The 15384-nt window shown below is 69.1% G+C and carries 18 protein-coding genes; 11 read left to right on the top strand and 7 right to left on the bottom strand.

What is annotated here, in order from left to right; genetic code table 11:
- Positions 1 to 12 precede the first annotated feature (12 nt).
- From EBE87_RS14090 to rpsF, 5 genes are all read right to left on the bottom strand, one after another.
- On the bottom strand, positions 13 to 1245 hold the full coding sequence (locus EBE87_RS14090) for an SAM-dependent methyltransferase (protein WP_120637431.1): 1233 nt from the start codon (positions 1243 to 1245) through the stop codon (positions 13 to 15).
- Between the two features lie 200 nt (positions 1246 to 1445).
- On the bottom strand, positions 1446 to 2015 hold the full coding sequence (rplI, locus tag EBE87_RS14085; RefSeq protein ID WP_408887712.1) for a 50S ribosomal protein L9: 570 nt from the start codon (positions 2013 to 2015) through the stop codon (positions 1446 to 1448).
- An 18-nt stretch (positions 2016 to 2033) separates the two neighbouring features.
- A complete protein-coding gene (locus tag EBE87_RS14080; RefSeq protein ID WP_158600840.1) occupies positions 2034 to 2972 on the bottom strand; it encodes a DUF2232 domain-containing protein in 939 nt (312 codons plus the stop codon).
- Between the two features lie 32 nt (positions 2973 to 3004).
- On the bottom strand, positions 3005 to 3283 hold the full coding sequence (rpsR, locus tag EBE87_RS14075) for a 30S ribosomal protein S18 (RefSeq protein ID WP_120637428.1): 279 nt from the start codon (positions 3281 to 3283) through the stop codon (positions 3005 to 3007).
- 6 nt (positions 3284 to 3289) lie between these two features.
- Positions 3290 to 3766 carry a 30S ribosomal protein S6 gene (rpsF, locus tag EBE87_RS14070; protein ID WP_120637427.1) on the bottom strand — a complete coding sequence of 159 codons (477 nt, stop codon included), beginning with the start codon at positions 3764 to 3766 and terminating at the stop codon, positions 3290 to 3292.
- Between the two features lie 303 nt (positions 3767 to 4069).
- Here rpsF and fabD point away from each other — a divergent pair, with 303 nt between their 5' ends.
- The 6 genes from fabD to EBE87_RS14040 all read left to right on the top strand — a co-directional run bounded on the left by fabD (position 4070) and on the right by EBE87_RS14040 (position 9394).
- Complete coding sequence (gene fabD, locus EBE87_RS14065; protein WP_120637426.1) at positions 4070 to 5026, top strand: ACP S-malonyltransferase; 957 nt, start codon at positions 4070 to 4072, stop codon at positions 5024 to 5026.
- Positions 5027 to 5042: 16 nt separating this feature from the next.
- Positions 5043 to 5780: a 3-oxoacyl-[acyl-carrier-protein] reductase gene (fabG, locus tag EBE87_RS14060; RefSeq protein WP_120637425.1), complete on the top strand. Its 738-nt coding sequence runs from the start codon at positions 5043 to 5045 to the stop codon at positions 5778 to 5780.
- 117 nt (positions 5781 to 5897) lie between these two features.
- Positions 5898 to 6137 carry an acyl carrier protein gene (locus EBE87_RS14055; RefSeq protein WP_120637424.1) on the top strand — a complete coding sequence of 80 codons (240 nt, stop codon included), beginning with the start codon at positions 5898 to 5900 and terminating at the stop codon, positions 6135 to 6137.
- Positions 6138 to 6190: 53 nt separating this feature from the next.
- Positions 6191 to 7474 (top strand): beta-ketoacyl-ACP synthase II, encoded by a 1284-nt coding sequence (gene fabF, locus EBE87_RS14050; RefSeq protein WP_120637423.1) that lies wholly within the window; start codon positions 6191 to 6193, stop codon positions 7472 to 7474.
- Between the two features lie 67 nt (positions 7475 to 7541).
- Positions 7542 to 8510, top strand: coding sequence for an endolytic transglycosylase MltG (mltG, locus tag EBE87_RS14045; RefSeq protein ID WP_120637422.1), 969 nt, complete (start codon positions 7542 to 7544; stop codon positions 8508 to 8510).
- A complete protein-coding gene (locus EBE87_RS14040) occupies positions 8507 to 9394 on the top strand; it encodes a DMT family transporter (protein ID WP_120637421.1) in 888 nt (295 codons plus the stop codon). Before mltG ends, EBE87_RS14040 begins: the two co-directional genes overlap by 4 nt.
- On the opposite strand, the gene EBE87_RS14035 is transcribed toward EBE87_RS14040, so the two are convergent.
- Complete coding sequence (locus EBE87_RS14035; protein WP_120637420.1) at positions 9381 to 10178, bottom strand: SDR family NAD(P)-dependent oxidoreductase; 798 nt, start codon at positions 10176 to 10178, stop codon at positions 9381 to 9383. The genes EBE87_RS14040 and EBE87_RS14035 overlap by 14 nt on opposite strands.
- A gap of 30 nt (positions 10179 to 10208) precedes the next feature.
- Here EBE87_RS14035 and EBE87_RS14030 point away from each other — a divergent pair, with 30 nt between their 5' ends.
- From EBE87_RS14030 to EBE87_RS14020, 3 genes are read left to right on the top strand one after another with little or no spacing between them, the layout of a single operon-like run.
- Positions 10209 to 11105, top strand: a complete 897-nt coding sequence (locus EBE87_RS14030; RefSeq protein ID WP_120637419.1) for a YicC/YloC family endoribonuclease — start codon at positions 10209 to 10211, stop codon at positions 11103 to 11105.
- Positions 11102 to 11731 carry a guanylate kinase gene (gene gmk / locus EBE87_RS14025; protein ID WP_120637418.1) on the top strand — a complete coding sequence of 210 codons (630 nt, stop codon included), beginning with the start codon at positions 11102 to 11104 and terminating at the stop codon, positions 11729 to 11731. Before EBE87_RS14030 ends, gmk begins: the two co-directional genes overlap by 4 nt.
- Positions 11732 to 11750: 19 nt before the next feature.
- The gene (locus tag EBE87_RS14020) at positions 11751 to 12677 is read left to right on the top strand and encodes an AEC family transporter (RefSeq protein WP_120637417.1); all 927 of its coding nucleotides are present in this window, start codon (positions 11751 to 11753) and stop codon (positions 12675 to 12677) included.
- Positions 12678 to 12693: 16 nt separating this feature from the next.
- Here the strand turns inward: EBE87_RS14020 and EBE87_RS14015 are convergent, their stop codons facing one another.
- A complete protein-coding gene (locus EBE87_RS14015) occupies positions 12694 to 12969 on the bottom strand; it encodes an usg protein (RefSeq protein WP_120637416.1) in 276 nt (91 codons plus the stop codon).
- 266 nt (positions 12970 to 13235) lie between these two features.
- Between EBE87_RS14015 and groES the strand changes: the two genes are divergently transcribed.
- A complete protein-coding gene (groES, locus tag EBE87_RS14010; RefSeq protein WP_120637415.1) occupies positions 13236 to 13526 on the top strand; it encodes a co-chaperone GroES in 291 nt (96 codons plus the stop codon).
- Positions 13527 to 13580: 54 nt separating this feature from the next.
- Positions 13581 to 15224, top strand: coding sequence for a chaperonin GroEL (groL, locus tag EBE87_RS14005; RefSeq protein ID WP_120637414.1), 1644 nt, complete (start codon positions 13581 to 13583; stop codon positions 15222 to 15224).
- The last annotated feature ends 160 nt before the right edge of the window (positions 15225 to 15384 follow it).

The raw sequence follows: 15384 nt of genomic DNA, 5'->3' as shown, positions 1-15384 counted from the left end.
GGATGCTTTGCCTCAGGCGTCCTCGCGTGGCTGCTCCGCCACACGCCGCTCGGCCTCCAGCATGTAGTCGCGGGAGAGGGGGAGGGTATCCACCTTGCGGGTCAGCTGGATCTGCCAGTTCATGTGGCCCCAGTGCCGGAAGGTCAGTTCGGAGCCCACCAGGTAGAATTCGAACATGCGGCAGAAGCGCTCGTCATAGAGGCTCTGGATCGCGTCGCGGTTGGCGGCGAAGCGGCGGCGCCAATGGGCGATGGTATGGGCGTAGTGCAGCCGCAGCACCTCGATATCCGTGGCCCAGAGGCCGGATTTCTCCACCGCCGGCAGCACCTCGGAGAGCGCGGGGGAATAGCCGCCGGGGAAGATGTACTTGGAAATCCAGGCATTGGTGCTGCCCGGCCCGTCCGAGCGGCCGATGGCATGGATCAGCGCCACGCCATCCTCCTTCAGCGCGCCTTTCACGGTGCGGAAGAAGGTCTTGTAGTGGTCGATGCCCACATGCTCGAACATGCCGACGGAAACGACGCGGTCCACCGGCCGCTTCCAGTCCCGGTAATCCATCAGCTCGAACTTGACCCGGTCCGAGAGCCCGGCCTCGGCGGCGCGGCTGCGGGCCACCTCCAGCTGCTCGGTGGAGAGGGTGATGCCGGTGACGCGGGCGCCGTGCTCGCGCGCCAGGTGCAGCGCCATGCCGCCCCAGCCGCAGCCGATGTCCAGCACCTCCAGCTCCGGCCGGTCGAAGTTCAGCTTGGAGGCGATGTGCCGCTTCTTCAGCAGCTGCGCCTCCTCCAGCGTCTCGTTGCCGGTGGGGAAATAGGCGCAGGAATATTGCCGGTCCCGGTCCAGGAAGAGGGCGTAGAGGCGGCCGTTCAGATCGTAGTGATGCGCCACGTTGCGGCGGGAGCGGCTGGCGGGGTTGAGCTGGTCGAAGCGCCGCCGCAGCCAGCGGACCTTCTCCATTAGCGCCTCGCCGGGGTGGCCCCCGCCGTCGGCCAGGTTGAGCACCATCAGCTCGGCCACATCGTAGAGCGAGCAGCCCATGGGGGCGATGTTGCCGTCCATGTATTCCTCGCCAAAGGCGAGGGTCGGATTGGTGGAAAGCCGCCAGGCCGCCCGCTTGGTGCGGACCTCAAGCCCGGCGCTGGGTCCTTCGGCGGCGCCGCGATATTCCAGGATGCGGCCATCCGGATAACGGACGGTCAGGGTCCCACGTTGGATCAAGCGGGACAGAATACGGTCGAACAGCATGCCCGAGCCTTCCTCTTCACCACGAAATAGGATCGTGGCAATTGGAAGCCGAGGTTGTCCAGCCACGCCCTGCCGGGTGTTACGAAGACTTCATCGCGATATTTCAATCGTTACAATCGGTGCCGCCGATTAGAGCGGACGCGAAAAAGGGCGCTTCCCTCCCGGGAAGCGCCCCTTCTCCGTCAGCCCTGAAGAAGGGCTTATTCCTCGGACGCAGCGCCCAGTTCGGACAGCTCGGCGGCCAGCTCGGCCTCCAGGCTCTCGTCCTCGGCCTGCTGCTCGGCGCGCAGGTCCTCGCCACGCGCCTGCTTCTCGGCTTCTTCCGGGGAGCGGGCGACGTTGACCGTCAGCGGCAGGTGGACTTCCGGGTGCAGCTCGACGCGGACGGTGGTCAGGCCCGTCGTCTTGATCGGCTGCTCCAGAAGGACCTGGCTGCGGCCGATGGTCAGGCCGGCTTCCTTGGCGGCGTCCGCGATGTCGCGGGCGCTGACGGAGCCGTACAGACCGCCCGACTCGCCAGCCTGGCGGATGATGATGACGGACAGGCCGTCCATCCGCTCGGCCACGCGCTCGGCTTCCTCGCGGCGCTTCAGGTTCTGCGCCTCAAGCTGAACGCGCTCCTGCTCGAAGCGCTCCAGGTTGGCCTTGCTGGCGCGGATGGCCTTGCCCTGCGGCAAGAGGTAGTTGCGGGCGTAGCCCGGACGGACGGAGACGAGCTCGCCCATCTGGCCGAGCTTCTCGACCCGCTGCATCAGGATGACTTCGATCATCGGTATGGAACCCCGATCTCAGGTGTTGGCGGGCGGCGGGTTACGGCGCCCGAATTGGTCAACGAGGCCCAGTGCCACCAGAACGATGGCGCCAGGCAGGCTGAAGACGAGAAGCAGGACATAGATCAGCACCAGCAGGGGCGCGCGCGCCTTGGCCGGCCGCAGCCGCGTGTGCAGCACCGCCAGCCCTTGCAGGACCATCGGCACCAGCAGCACGAGGCAGAGCGACAGCGGCACCAGCGCATGCGCCGGGTCCGCCAGCAGCCAGGCCAAAGCGGCCAGCACCGGTAGGGCAGGGTACCAGCGGGGCAGTCGCGCCGTGCTCCAGCGCGTCGCCGGCGCCAGCGCCAGGCCCTGGCGCCGCAGCAGCCATTGCGCCAGCCCGGCATTGCCGGCCAGCACAACCGCCAGCCACAGGGCCATGGCTGCCGCCTGCAGGCGGATGACCTGCGTCACCAGCCCTTCCGGCTCTTCCACACCCATATGGACCAGGCCCGCCGAGACCGCCTCGCGCAGCGACTGCTCCAGCCCGCCCTCGGGGCTGGCCAGGGACAGCGCCGTGAGCAGCAGCACCGCCGCCGGCCAGAGGCCCAGCAGCGCCAGCGGCAGGCCGAGGGCGAGATGCCCCCCGCCATGCGCCAGGCCGCGGAGCGCCGTGGCCAGCAGCAGCGCCGCCGGCACGCCGAAGGCGCCGAGATAGATCAGCGCCGGCAGTGTGCTGATGCTGTCCACCAGCAGCGCCACCCCCGCCACCACCACGGCGATGAGGAAGGATGGCAGGCCGAAGCCCAGTCCAGCGAGGCAGAGCGGCAGGGGCGCGAGCCAGAACAGGATCGCGCCCAGCGGCAGCCCGTGGAAGGCCCAGAGCGCCGCCAGCGCCGAGACGAGCCCGCCCGCCGCCCCAGCGAGGAATCGCGGGTCGTGGGTCAGGCCTGTACGGGGCTGGTGGGTGCTCAAGCCGGAATGTCCGTTTCTCGTCTCAGCCCGGCTCAGTCGTTGATGACGTAGGGCAGCAGGGCCAGGAAGCGGGCGCGCTTGATGGCGTTGGCCAGCTCACGCTGCTTCTTGCCCGACACGGCCGTGATGCGGCTCGGCACGATCTTACCGCGCTCGCTCAGGAAGCGAGAGAGCAGGCGCACGTCCTTGTAGTCGATCTTCGGCGCGTTGGGGCCGGAGAAGGGGCAGGACTTGCGGCGGCGGTAGAACGGGCGGCGCGCGCCAACGGCGGGGCGGCGGGCAGCGGGGTTCAGGTCGGTGCTGTCGGACATGCTCTCTTACTCCTCGCCGCCCTGGCCGGGCTCCATCTCGTCGCGGGGACGCGCGCGGAATTCCTCGCGGTCATCGCCACGCTCGCGGCCACGGCCGGAGCCGAAGCGGCCAGCCGGGCGCGGGCCACGGAAGCCACGGTCGCGCTCACGGTCATCGCCACGCTTGGCGAGGATGGCGGAGGGCGCCTCGGCGTCGATCGCCTCGACGCGGATGGTCATGTGGCGCAGCACGTCCTCGTTGAGGCCGAGCTGGCGCGCCATCTCCTGTTCGGCGGCGGCCGAGCAGTCGAGGCCGAGGAGCATGTAATGCCCCTTGCGGTTCTTCTTGATGCGGTACGCCAGGCCACGGAGGCCCCAGTACTCGCGCTTCTTCACCTCACCACCGGCTTCGGTGATGACGGAAGAGATCTGGTCGGTGATGGTGTCGACCTGCTGCTGCGTCAGGTCGTTCCGCGCGATGAGCACGGTTTCGTAAAGCGGCATGGTGTCTCCCTGTGGCTGTCTCAGCCCCGGAGCGTTCTGGCACCATGCCGGAACGCGCAAACGGGCATAGCCGGGCGCGATGCCACGCGCCCGGCAGGGTGGGCGGCCTTAAGCACGGGGACGGTGCCCAAGTCAAAGGATTCGGGGAAATGCCGGGCTTTAAGGCCACAGGTGCCCGGAATCGGGGCCCGGGGGGTGAATGACAGCCAGGCAGGGCCATAATATTGCCAGGGATTTCTTGACACCCGCCCGCCCCGCCTCTACCCCGCCGCCGCCATTCACACGTGGGAAACAATCCGCCCCATGCCGCTCGCCTTTGTATTTCCAGGCCAGGGCAGCCAGGCCGTCGGCATGGGCCGCGACCTCGCCGCCAGCTTCCCCGCTGCGCGCGAAGTGTTCGAAGCGGTCGATGAGACCCTGAAGCAGAACCTCTCCCGCCTCATGTTCGAGGGGCCGGCGGAGGAACTGACTCTGACCGCCAATGCCCAGCCGGCGCTGATGGCGGTCTCGCTGGCCGTGCTGCGGGTGCTGGAGCAGGAAGGCGGCTTCGACCTGAAGTCCCGCGTGGCGCTGGTGGCTGGCCATTCCCTGGGCGAATACAGCGCGCTCGCTGCCGCCCTGACCTTCGATGTCCCCACCGCCGCCCGCCTGCTGCGCCTGCGCGGCGAGGCGATGCAGAAGGCGGTGCCGGCCGGCATGGGCGCCATGGCGGCCCTGCTGGGCGCCGAGATGTCCCAGGCCGCCGCCATCTGCGCCCGTGCCGCCGAGGGCCCCGAGGGCCAGCAGGAGATCGTCGAGGCCGCCAATGACAATGGTGGCGGCCAGGTGGTGATCTCCGGCCACCGCGGCGCCGTGGAGCGCGCGGTGGATCTGGCCAAGGCTGAGGGCATCAAGCGGGCGATGATCCTGCCGGTTTCCGCGCCCTTCCATTCCTCGCTGATGGCGCCCGCCGCCGATGCGATGGCCGAAGCCCTGGCGGCGGCCGACCTGCGCCCGCCCGTGGTGCCGCTGATCGCCAATGTCTCCGCCGCGAAGGCGACCGACCCGGCCGAGATCCGCGAGCTGCTGGTCCGCCAGGTGACCGGCACGGTGCGCTGGCGCGAATGCGTCGGCACCATGCTGGAACTGGGCGTGGACCGCTTTGTCGAGATCGGTTCCGGCAAGGTGCTGACCGGGCTGGCCAAGCGGCTGGCGCCGGATGCGCAGGCCATGTCGGTGGGCTCGCCCGCCGATATCGAGGCCTTCCTCAAGAGCCTGTAAGGGATACCACCGGAATATGTTCAGCCTCGAAGGCAAGGTGGCGCTCGTCACCGGTGCGACCGGCGGCATCGGCGCCGAGATCGCGCGCGCGCTGCACCGGCAGGGCGCCAAGGTCGCGCTCTCCGGCACCCGCCGCGAGGTGCTGGAGACCCTGGCCGCCGAGCTGGGCGAGGGCGCGCTGGTGGCGCCGGCCGACCTGACCGACCCCGCCGCGCCGGCGGCGCTGGTGGAGCAGGTGGAAGCCGCCTTCGGCAAGCTGGACATCCTGGTCAACAACGCCGGCTTCACCCGCGACGGGCTGGCCATGCGCATGGCCGACAAGGACTGGTCGGATGTGCTGGAGGTCGACCTGGCCGCCCCCTTCCGCCTGGCGCGCGCCGCCATGCGCGGGATGATGAAGCGCCGGGCGGGCCGCATCATCTCCATCGCCTCGATCGTCGGTGTCACCGGCAATCCGGGTCAGGCGAACTACGCCGCCGCCAAGGCCGGCCTGATCGGCATGAGCAAGTCGCTGGCCCAGGAGCTGGCTTCCCGCGGCATCACGGTGAACGTGGTGGCCCCGGGCTTTATCGCCACACCGATGACCGATGCGCTCAACGAGCAGCAGAAGGCGCGGCTGATGGAGCGGATTCCGATGGGACGGATGGGGGAGGCCAGTGATATCGCGGCCGCCGTTGCCTATCTGTCCTCCGAAGAAGCCGGTTGGGTCACCGGCGCCACCCTGCACGTCAACGGCGGGATGGCGATGATCTGAACCTCTTCGCAGGGGAATTGTTCCCTGTGAAGCTTCCGTGTTAAGCCCGCGCGGGCCATGGGTGGGGCTGTTCCCTCCCGCCGCCGCAGGCAGCGTTCCAGCAGGAGACATCGCGCTATGAGCGATACCGCCGACAAGGTGAAGAAGATCGTTGTCGAGCATCTCGGCGTCGAAGAGGCCAAGGTGACGTCCGAAGCGTCGTTCATTGATGACCTGGGTGCCGACAGCCTCGACACCGTCGAGCTGGTGATGGCCTTCGAAGAGGCCTTCGGGGTCGAGATCCCCGATGACGCCGCCGAGAAGATCACGACCGTCAAGGACGCGATCGACTATATCGAGGCGCAGAAGGCGGCCTGAGGCCTCCTTCACCGACTTGCGCTTCTAGAGGATAAGATCGGGAGGTTGCACGCGTGTTCGGTTCTCTGACGACGCCGCGCCGCGTCGTCGTCACCGGGATGGGCATTGCCTGCCCTCTCGGGGTCGGCGTCGCGCATGTGTGGCAGCGGATGCTTGCCAGCGAAAGCGGCATCGGCCCGATCACTCACTTCGACCCGAAGGACCTGCCGGCGAAGATCGCCGGTGAGGTGCCTGCGGGGAGCAGGGCCGAGGGTAAGCTCGATCTCAACGAGTTCATCCCGGTCAAAGACCAGAAGAAGATGGACCGCTTCATCCAGCTCGCCCTCGTGGCGGCGACGGAAGCGGTTGAGGATTCCGGTTGGGTTCCGGAGTCGGAGGAAGACCGTTGCGTCACCGGCGTGATGATCGGCTCTGGCATCGGCGGCCTGCCCGAGATCTACAACGCCTCGCAGCTGGTCGGTGCCGGCAAGGCGCGGCGGCTGTCGCCCTTCTTCATCCCGGCGGCGCTGATCAACCTCGCCTCGGGCCATATCTCCATCAAGTACGGCTTCAAGGGCCCGAACCACGCGGTGGTCACGGCCTGTGCCAGCGGCGTGCATGCCCTGGGCGATGCCGCGCGGCTGATCGCGCTCGGCGATGCCGACGTGATGGTGGCGGGCGGCACGGAAGCGGCGGTCTGCGAGATCGGCATCGCCGGCTTCTGCTCGGCCCGCGCACTCTCCACCGCCTATAACGATACGCCGGAGAAGGCTTCCCGTCCCTGGGATGAGGGCCGCGACGGCTTCGTGATGGGCGAGGGCGCCGGCGTGATGGTGCTCGAGGAATACGAGCACGCCAAGAAGCGCGGCGCCAAGATCTATGGCGAGGTGATCGGCTACGGCATGTCCGGTGATGCCTATCACATCACGGCGCCTGCCGAGGGCCATGATGGCGCCTATCGCGCCATGAAGGCGGCCTTCAAGAACTCGGGCGTCTCGCCCGCCGATGTCCAGTATGTCAACGCGCACGGCACCTCCACGCCGCTGGGCGACGACCTGGAGCTGGAAGCGGTGGAGAAGATGTTCGGCGATGCCGCCAAGGGCCTGGCGATGTCCTCCACCAAGTCGGCCATCGGGCATCTGCTCGGCGCGGCGGGCGCGGTGGAAGGCATCTTCTCGATCCTGGCCATCCGGGACAGCGTGGCCCCGCCGACGCTGAACCTGGAGAAGGCTTCGCGGGAGAGCGTGATCGACCGCGTGGCGCTGCAGCCGCAGCAGCGCAAGATTGACGTGGCGTTGTCCAACAGCTTCGGCTTTGGCGGCACCAACGCGTCCATCCTGTTCCGCAAGGCGCCCTGACCCAAGGGGCCGGCCGGCCGGGGAGCCGTGATCCCCGGCAAGTTTTCCCTTTGTCTGGCGAGGGCCCATGCGCAAGGCGTTGATCGTCTTCCTCGTATTGGTCCTGCTGGCGGCCGGTGGCGCCTGGTGGGCGCGGGAGCAATATGTTGCCCCCGGCCCCCTGGCCGAGCCCACCGCCATCGTGGTGCCGCGCGGCAGTTCCCAGGCCATTGCCGAGGTGCTGGTGGCGCGGGGCGCCATCCGCGATCCCCGAATCTTCACCCTGGCGGCCCGGCTGACGCGCGCCGAAGGGCCGCTGCGGGCGGGGGAATACCTCTTTCCCGCCCAGGGCTCGCTGCAGCAGGTGCTGGAAGTGTTGCGCGAGGCCCGGCCGGTGCAGCGCCGCCTGACGCTGCCGGAAGGGCTGACCGCCAAGCAGATCATCGCCCTGATCGATGCCGCGCCGGGCCTGACTGGCAATACCCCCGCGCTGGATGAGGGCACGGTGCTGCCCGAGACCTATTCCTACCAGTATGGCGATACCCGTGCCGCGCTGGTGCGCCGCGCCACCACCGCCATGAGCGCGACGCTGGAGCGGCTCTGGAAGGAGCGCAGCCCCGGCCTGCCGCTGGACACGCCGCGCGAGGCGCTGGTGCTGGCCTCCATTGTCGAGCGCGAGACCGGCATGCCGGAGGAGCGGCCGCGAGTCGCTGCCGTTTTCCTGAACCGGCTGAAGCGCGGCATGCCGCTGCAATCCGACCCCACGGTGGCCTATGCCGCCGCCGATGGCGCGCCGCTGGACCGGCCGCTGACCCGCGCGGACCTGGACCGCGAGCACCCCTTCAACACCTACCGCGTACGCGGCCTGCCGCCGGGGCCGATCGCCAGCCCGGGCGAGAAGTCGCTGGAAGCGGTGCTGCACCCGGCGGAGAGCGACGACATCTACTTCGTCGCCGATGGCAGCGGCGGCCATGCCTTTGCCCGCACGCTGGAGGAGCATAACCGCAACGTCGCCCGCTGGCGGCAGATCGAGCGGCAAAGAGCCGCGCCGCGGTGAGCGCCGCGGCGGCAGCGCCGCTCTCGGTATCCGGGCTCTGGCTGCGGCTGCTGGTGATCGCGGGGCTCTGGGGCTCGGCCTTTCCGCTGCTGCGCTATGTCGCGCCGGCCATGCCGCCGCTGGCGGTGGCCTCGGTGCGGGCGCTGCTCTCGGCCATCGCGGTGCTGGCCTTCCTGGCGGCGACGGGCAAGCTCTCCCGGCCGCGCGGCGCCACCTGGTGGCATATCCTGGCCGTCGGCACGCTGAACGGCTGGGTGCCGAATATCCTGACCGCCACCGCCATGCGGGGCATCGAGAGCGCCCCGGCGGCGCTGATTCAATCCGCTTCCCCGCTGCTGGTGGGGATGATGAGCCTGCTGCTGCTGCGGGAGGAGAAGCCGGGCCCCGCCACCTTCGCCGGGCTGTTGCTGGGCCTGCTGGGCATCGGGCTGATCCTGGGGCCCAGGGCATTGTCCGGCGGCGCGGACCTCGGTGCCGCGCTGATGATGCTGGGCACCGCCGCCTCCTATGCCCTGGGCACCGTCTATGTCCGCCGGGTGCGGCCGGAGGTGCCGGAGCATCTGGTGCTGGGCCAGCAGGTGGTGGCCATGCTGGTGGCGGCGCCCATGGCCCTGGCGCTGCACGGCGTGGCGGTGCTGGACCAGCCGGCCGAGATCTGGCTGGTGCTGGTGCTGCTGGGCGTGACCTGCTCGACCGTGCCGCTCTCGCTCTTCATCGCGCTGCTGGGGCGGGCGCCGGCGGCCAAGGCCTCGATGGTCAGCTACCTGCAGCCGCTCTTCGCCGCGCTGGTGGCCGCGGCCTGGCTGGAGGAATGGCCGGCGCCGCAGGTGCTGCTCGGCGGCATGGTGGTGCTGGCCGGCGTCTGGATCACTACACGGCGCTGACATCCTTGGCCGGCACGGCGCGGGAAGCCCAGGCCATCAGGCCCGGCGGCACCATGCCCAGCAACCGGAACAGGGCATAGGTGCGGCGCGGATAGGCCACCCGCTGCCGGCCGGAGCGGATGCCGGCCAAGGTGCGCCGCGCTGCTTCCTCGGGCGAGATCATGAAGGGCATGGGGAAGCGGTTGGGTGCCGTCATCGGCGTGCGGATGAAGCCGGGGCAGATGCTGTGCAGCCGGATGCCGCGCCGCCGCTGGGTGGCATCCGTCGCCTCCGCCCAGCGCTGCACGGCGGCCTTGCTGGCGGAATAGGCCGGCGCGCTGGGCGCCGCCACGAAGCCGACGACGGAGGCGACGACGCCGATCCGCCCGCGCAGCCCATCTGCCCCCGACGCCTGCGCCGCCATGCGGGCCATGGCGGGCAGGGCGGTGTTCAGCACGCCGTTGAGGTTGGTCTCGAAGACGGCGCGCACCTGCTCCCCCGGCTCCGTGCCGCCGCCGGTGCCGCCGGAGATGCCGGCATTGGCCAGCAGCAGGTCGATCCGTGCCATGCCACCCACCCAGGCGGCGCAGGCGGCGGCATCGCGGACATCCAGTTGGGTGACGGTGACCTCGGCGCCGATGGCGCGGCAGGCCGCGGCGGTGTCCTCCAGCCGGGCCGTGTCGCGCGCCGCCAGGTGCAGCACCCGGCCCGGCGCCGCATTGGCCAGCGCCAGGGCGCGGCCGAGGCCGGAAGAGGCACCGGTGATGGCGACATGCGCCCAAGGCAGATCCGTCACGTCTTGCATCCTGTCGCAGAGGGATGGAGAAGGCCGCCCATGGCTCTCTCCTCGATGACCGGCTTCGCCCGGCAGGCCGGCACCTTGCCGGATGGCACGGGTTTCGTGTGGGAATTGCGCAGCGTCAACGGGCGCGGCCTGGATGTGCGGCTGCGCCTGCCCCCAGGCCCCGACCAGCTGGAGCCCCGGCTGCGGGACGCGGCGCAGTCCCGCTTCAAGCGCGGCAATATCTCCGCCAGCCTCAGCGTGAAGCGGGAGGAACGCCCGGCGCCGCGCCTGACGCCCGACCCGGTGGCGCTGGAACAGGCCCTGGCCCTGGCGCTGGAAGTGGCGGCGCGCATCCCCGGCTGCCCGGCGCCGCGCGCCGAGTCGATCCTGGCCATGCCCGGCGTGCTGCGCAGCGAGGCCCCGGAGCCGCGCGAGGAAGAGGCCGAGGCACGCAATGCCGCGCTGTCCGCCGGCTTCCTGCGCGCCCTGGACGACCTGGCGGAGGCGCGGCGCGAGGAGGGCGAGAAGCTGTCCGGCATCCTGCACGCGTTGCTGGACGAGATCGCGGCCCTGGTGGAACGCGCCGCCGCCCTGGCGGCCGAGCAGCCCGCGGCGCATCGTGCCCGCCTTTCCGCCGCCCTGGCGGAACTGCTGGGCGGCGAGCGGCGCGTGCCGGAGGAGCGGCTGGCCGTCGAGGTGGCGCTGTTGGCGCAGAAATCCGATGTGCGGGAGGAGCTGGACCGGCTGGCCGCGCATGTCGCCGCCGCCCGCGCGCTGCTGGATGGCCAGGAGCCTGCGGGCCGGCGGCTGGAATTCCTGGCCCAGGAATTCGGGCGCGAGGCCAATACGCTCGGCGCCAAATCCGCCAGCCTGGGGCTGACCGGCATTTCCCTCGATTTGAAGGCCGCCATCGAGCGGCTGCGCGAGCAGGCGGCGAACGTCGAATGAACCAGATTTCCCGCCGGGGCCTCTGCCTCGTGCTCTCCGCCCCCTCCGGCGCCGGCAAGTCCTCGGTCAGCCGGGCGCTGCTGGAGCGGGAGCCGGACCTGCGGCTTTCAGTCAGCGCCACCACCCGCCAGCCGCGTCCGGGCGAGGTGGAAGGCGTGCACTACTTCTTCCGCGAGCGGGAAGAGTTCCAGCGCATGATCGCGGCCGGCGAGCTGATCGAGCACGCGGAGGTCTTCGGCCGCTTCTACGGCACGCCGCGCATGGCGGTGGAACAGGCGCTGGCGGCGGGGCGCGACGTGCTCTTCGACATCGACTGGCAGGGGCACCTGCTGTTGCGGCAGGCATTGCCGGGCGATGTGGTCGGCGTCTTCCTGCTGCCGCCAAGCCTGCAGGAGCTGGAACGGCGCTTGCATGGCCGTGGGCAGGATTCCGCCGAGGAGATTGCCCGCCGCATGGCCGCCGCCCAGGATGAGATCAGCCACTACGGCGACTTCGACAATGTGCTGGTGAACCACGACTTCCACCGCACGGTGGAGGAAGTGCGCGCCATCCTGCATGCCGGCCGCACCGCAAGGCGGCGGCAGCCCTGGCTGCCGGAATTCGTCTCCGGGCTGCTGGGAGCATGACGGGCGCAGCGCCCGCCGCATGATCTTCCTGCTGACGATCGTGGCGCCGATCTTCGCGATGATCGGCATCGGCTACCTGTCCGTCTACCGGCAATGGGTGACGGAGCAGGGGCTGAAGGGGATGAACAGCTATGTCTTCAACCTCGCGCTGCCCTGCCTGATCTTCAACGGCGCCACCACGCCGCATCCCGGTGGCGGCGCCACGGCCTTCGCCTTCTTCACCGGCTGCCTCCTGTCCTACTTTCTGGCCGTGCTGCTGGGCCGCACGCTGCTGCGGATGAAGCTGGGGGAGGCGGGGACCTTCGGCCTCAATGCCTCCTTCGGCAACAGCGGCATGATCGGCGTGCCGCTGATCCTGGCGGTCTATGGCCAGCCGGGGCTGGCGCAACTGCTGGCCATCATCGGCCTGCATTCGCTGATCCTGCTGCCCATCGGCACCGTGATCGGCGAGATCGCCCATGGCGGGCAGGCGCCGGTGCTGAAGATCCTGCGCGCCACCGTGGCCTCGGTGCTGCGCAACCCCATCGTGCTGGCGGTGCTGGCGGGCTTCGTGGTCTACCAGGCCGGCATCCCGGTGCCACGGGTCGCGCGCAACTTCCTGGAGATGGTGGGTGCCTCGGCCTCGCCGGTCGCGCTGTTCTGCCTGGGCGCCACCCTGGTGGCCTTCGACGCGCGGCGGGACTGGCCGTCGGCGCTGCTCTGTGCCGGGCTGAAGCTGCTGTTCATGCCGGTGCTGGTGGGGCTGGTGGGCTGGGCCATCGGCCTGCCGCCCTTGCAGATGGCGGTGGCGCTGGTGACGGCGGCGCTGCCCACGGGCGCCAACGCCTTCTTCCTGTCGCGCCGCTACGCGGCGGGGGCCGAGCGGTCGGGGGCCACGGTGCTGCTCTCCACCATCCTCTCGGTGGTGACGCTGACGGTGCTGCTGCTGTCGCTGGGGGCGGGCTGAGCCCGCCCTTGCGCCGTTAGTGCAGCCGGAACTCGCCACCGGCATAGCGCAGTTCCGCCGGCCGGATCAGCGCGGCGGAAGCGACGCGCACCGAATGCAGCGGCCCTTCGATGTCGCGCTGCCAGAAAGCCAGGAAGCGGTGCAGCTCCGGAAAGTCCGGGGCATGGTCCACCTTCTGCCAGATGAAGGTTTGCAACAGGCCCGGATGGTCGGGCAGGTGGTAGAGGATCTCGGCGGTGGTCAGCCGCCAGTCGGGGATGCGTACGAAGGACTCGAGGTCACGCAACAGCATGATCGTTGTGTCTCCGCTCGTTATGGCCGCAGGCCTTCCTTCCAGTCTGGGCATCTTGCCATGGGCAAATCTGCGGTGGCGAAGAAAACTTTTCGTTTCAAAGTCTTAGCACTCAACATGAGAGAGTGCTGACAAACGCTTGACGGCGAGCGCAGACTTCCCTAGATCGCTTAGCACTCTCCTGGGGTGAGTGCTGACAGGGCTTGCTGGTCCAGGAGAGCCAACCGTCGCTGGATGCGCCAGATTAGGGCGTCGAGGAGAGGTTCATGAGCTTTCGTCCACTGCATGACCGCGTTGTCGTTCGCCGGCTGACCGCCGATGAGAAGACCGCCGGTGGCATCATCATCCCCGACACCGCCAAGGAAAAGCCGCAGGAAGGCGAAGTTGTCGCCGTCGGTTCCGGCGCGCGCAACGAGGCCGGCCAGCTGGTCGCGCTCGACGTGAAGGCTGGCGACCGCGTCCTCTTCGGCAAGTGGTCGGGCACCGAGGTCAAGATCAAGGGCGAAGACCTGTTGATCATGAAGGAATCCGACATCCTGGGCATTCTCGCGGCCTGAACTGGCTGCTTGAGATCGCCTGCGGTTCCAACAGAACAAACGAGGTAGAAGACAATGGCTGCTAAGGACGTGAAGTTCGGCGCCCCCGCCCGTGAACGCATGCTGCGCGGTGTGGACATCCTGGCCGACGCCGTGAAGGTGACCCTGGGCCCGAAGGGCCGCAACGTCGTGATCGACAAGTCCTTCGGCGCGCCCCGCATCACCAAGGACGGTGTGACGGTCGCCAAGGAAATCGAGCTGTCCGACAAGTTCGAGAACATGGGCGCGCAGATGGTGCGCGAAGTGGCCTCGAAGCAGAACGACCTGGCCGGCGACGGCACCACCACCGCGACCGTGCTGGCCCAGGCCATCGTGCGCGAGGGTGCCAAGGCCGTGGCCGCCGGCATGAACCCGATGGACCTGAAGCGCGGCGTCGACAAGGCCGTGACGCAGATCGTCGCTGAGCTGCAGGCGAAGTCCCGCAAGATCACCACCTCCGCCGAAGTGGCGCAGGTCGGCACGCTGTCCGCCAACGGCGAGTCCGAGATCGGCCAGATGATCGCGGAAGCGATGGAGAAGGTCGGCAACGAGGGCGTCATCACGGTCGAGGAAGCCAAGGGCATCCAGACCGAGCTGGACGTGGTCGAGGGCATGCAGTTCGACCGCGGCTACGTCTCCCCGTATTTCATCACGAATGCGGAGAAGATGATTGCCGAGCTCGAGAACCCCTACATCCTGATCCACGAGAAGAAGCTGTCCCAGCTGCAGCCGATGCTGCCGCTGCTGGAGACGGTTGTTCAGTCGGGCCGCCCGCTGATCATCGTGGCCGAGGACGTGGAAGGCGAGGCGCTGGCCACCCTGGTGGTCAACAAGCTGCGCGGTGGCCTGAAGATCGCCGCCGTGAAGGCCCCGGGCTTCGGTGACCGCCGCAAGGCGATGCTGGAAGACATCGCGATCCTGACCGGCGGTCAGGTCATCAGCGAGGATCTCGGCATCAAGCTCGAGACCGTGACCCTCCAGATGCTGGGCCAGGCCAAGATGGTCCGCATCGAGAAGGAGAACACCACGATCGTCGACGGTGCCGGCGAGAAGGCCGACATCCAGGGCCGCGTGGAGCAGATCAAGGCGCAGATCGAGGAGACCTCCTCGGACTACGACCGTGAGAAGCTGCAGGAGCGTCTGGCGAAGCTGGCTGGCGGCGTGGCCGTCATCCGCGTCGGCGGCTCCACCGAGGTCGAGGTGAAGGAGCGCAAGGATCGCGTCGACGACGCGCTGCATGCGACCCGCGCCGCGGTCGAGGAAGGCATCGTGCCGGGTGGTGGTGTGGCCCTGCTGCGCGCCTCCCTGAAGCTGGCCGACCTCAAGGGCCTGAACAACGACGAGCAGGTCGGCATCGAGATCGTGCGCCGCGCGATCCAGACGCCGCTGAAGCAGATCGCTGAGAACGCGGGCAAGGACGGCGCCGTGATCGCTGGCGAAGTGCTGCGCAGCGACGCCTACGAGTACGGCTACGACGCCCAGCTCGACGAGTACAAGGACCTGGTCGGCGCCGGCATCATCGACCCGACCAAGGTCGTTCGCACGGCCCTGCAGGACGCTGCCTCCATCGCGGCCCTGCTGATCACCACCGAGGCGATGATCGCCGAGAAGCCGGCCAAGGCTTCTGCTCCGGCCGGTGGCCCGGGCGGCATGGGCGGCATGGGCGACATGGACTTCTGATCCCCGCCGGAGGGGCCGGTTTCCGGCTCCTCCACCAGGATCAAAAGTGTGAAAGAGGGGCGGTCTTCGGACCGCCCCTTCTTTTTTGAGACGAGAACTGTTCCAGTTCGATAACGGGTTTGCGTTGACAGGGGCTTGACGATCTGGCCCACTCATTACG

The sequence above is a fragment of the Teichococcus wenyumeiae genome, assembly GCF_003696345.1.
Taxonomy (GTDB): Bacteria; Pseudomonadota; Alphaproteobacteria; order Acetobacterales; family Acetobacteraceae; genus Pseudoroseomonas; species Pseudoroseomonas wenyumeiae.
This window is presented reverse-complemented; position numbering and strand designations above follow the sequence as displayed.

Excerpts from the sequence above, each read along its gene's own strand:
- EBE87_RS14090 (WP_120637431.1), bottom strand. The coding sequence starts at position 1,245 with ATGCTGTTCGACCGTATTCTGTCCCGCTTGATCCAACGTGGGACCCTG.
- rplI (WP_408887712.1), bottom strand. The coding sequence starts at position 2,015 with ATGATCGAAGTCATCCTGATGCAGCGGGTCGAGAAGCTCGGCCAGATG.
- rpsR (WP_120637428.1), bottom strand. The coding sequence starts at position 3,283 with ATGTCCGACAGCACCGACCTGAACCCCGCTGCCCGCCGCCCCGCCGTT.
- rpsF (WP_120637427.1), bottom strand. The coding sequence starts at position 3,766 with ATGCCGCTTTACGAAACCGTGCTCATCGCGCGGAACGACCTGACGCAG.
- fabD (WP_120637426.1), top strand. The coding sequence starts at position 4,070 with ATGCCGCTCGCCTTTGTATTTCCAGGCCAGGGCAGCCAGGCCGTCGGC.
- fabG (WP_120637425.1), top strand. The coding sequence starts at position 5,043 with ATGTTCAGCCTCGAAGGCAAGGTGGCGCTCGTCACCGGTGCGACCGGC.
- EBE87_RS14055 (WP_120637424.1), top strand. The coding sequence starts at position 5,898 with ATGAGCGATACCGCCGACAAGGTGAAGAAGATCGTTGTCGAGCATCTC.
- mltG (WP_120637422.1), top strand. The coding sequence starts at position 7,542 with ATGCGCAAGGCGTTGATCGTCTTCCTCGTATTGGTCCTGCTGGCGGCC.
- EBE87_RS14035 (WP_120637420.1), bottom strand. The coding sequence starts at position 10,178 with ATGCAAGACGTGACGGATCTGCCTTGGGCGCATGTCGCCATCACCGGT.
- EBE87_RS14030 (WP_120637419.1), top strand. The coding sequence starts at position 10,209 with ATGGCTCTCTCCTCGATGACCGGCTTCGCCCGGCAGGCCGGCACCTTG.
- gmk (WP_120637418.1), top strand. The coding sequence starts at position 11,102 with ATGAACCAGATTTCCCGCCGGGGCCTCTGCCTCGTGCTCTCCGCCCCC.
- EBE87_RS14020 (WP_120637417.1), top strand. The coding sequence starts at position 11,751 with ATGATCTTCCTGCTGACGATCGTGGCGCCGATCTTCGCGATGATCGGC.
- EBE87_RS14015 (WP_120637416.1), bottom strand. The coding sequence starts at position 12,969 with ATGCTGTTGCGTGACCTCGAGTCCTTCGTACGCATCCCCGACTGGCGG.
- groES (WP_120637415.1), top strand. The coding sequence starts at position 13,236 with ATGAGCTTTCGTCCACTGCATGACCGCGTTGTCGTTCGCCGGCTGACC.
- groL (WP_120637414.1), top strand. The coding sequence starts at position 13,581 with ATGGCTGCTAAGGACGTGAAGTTCGGCGCCCCCGCCCGTGAACGCATG.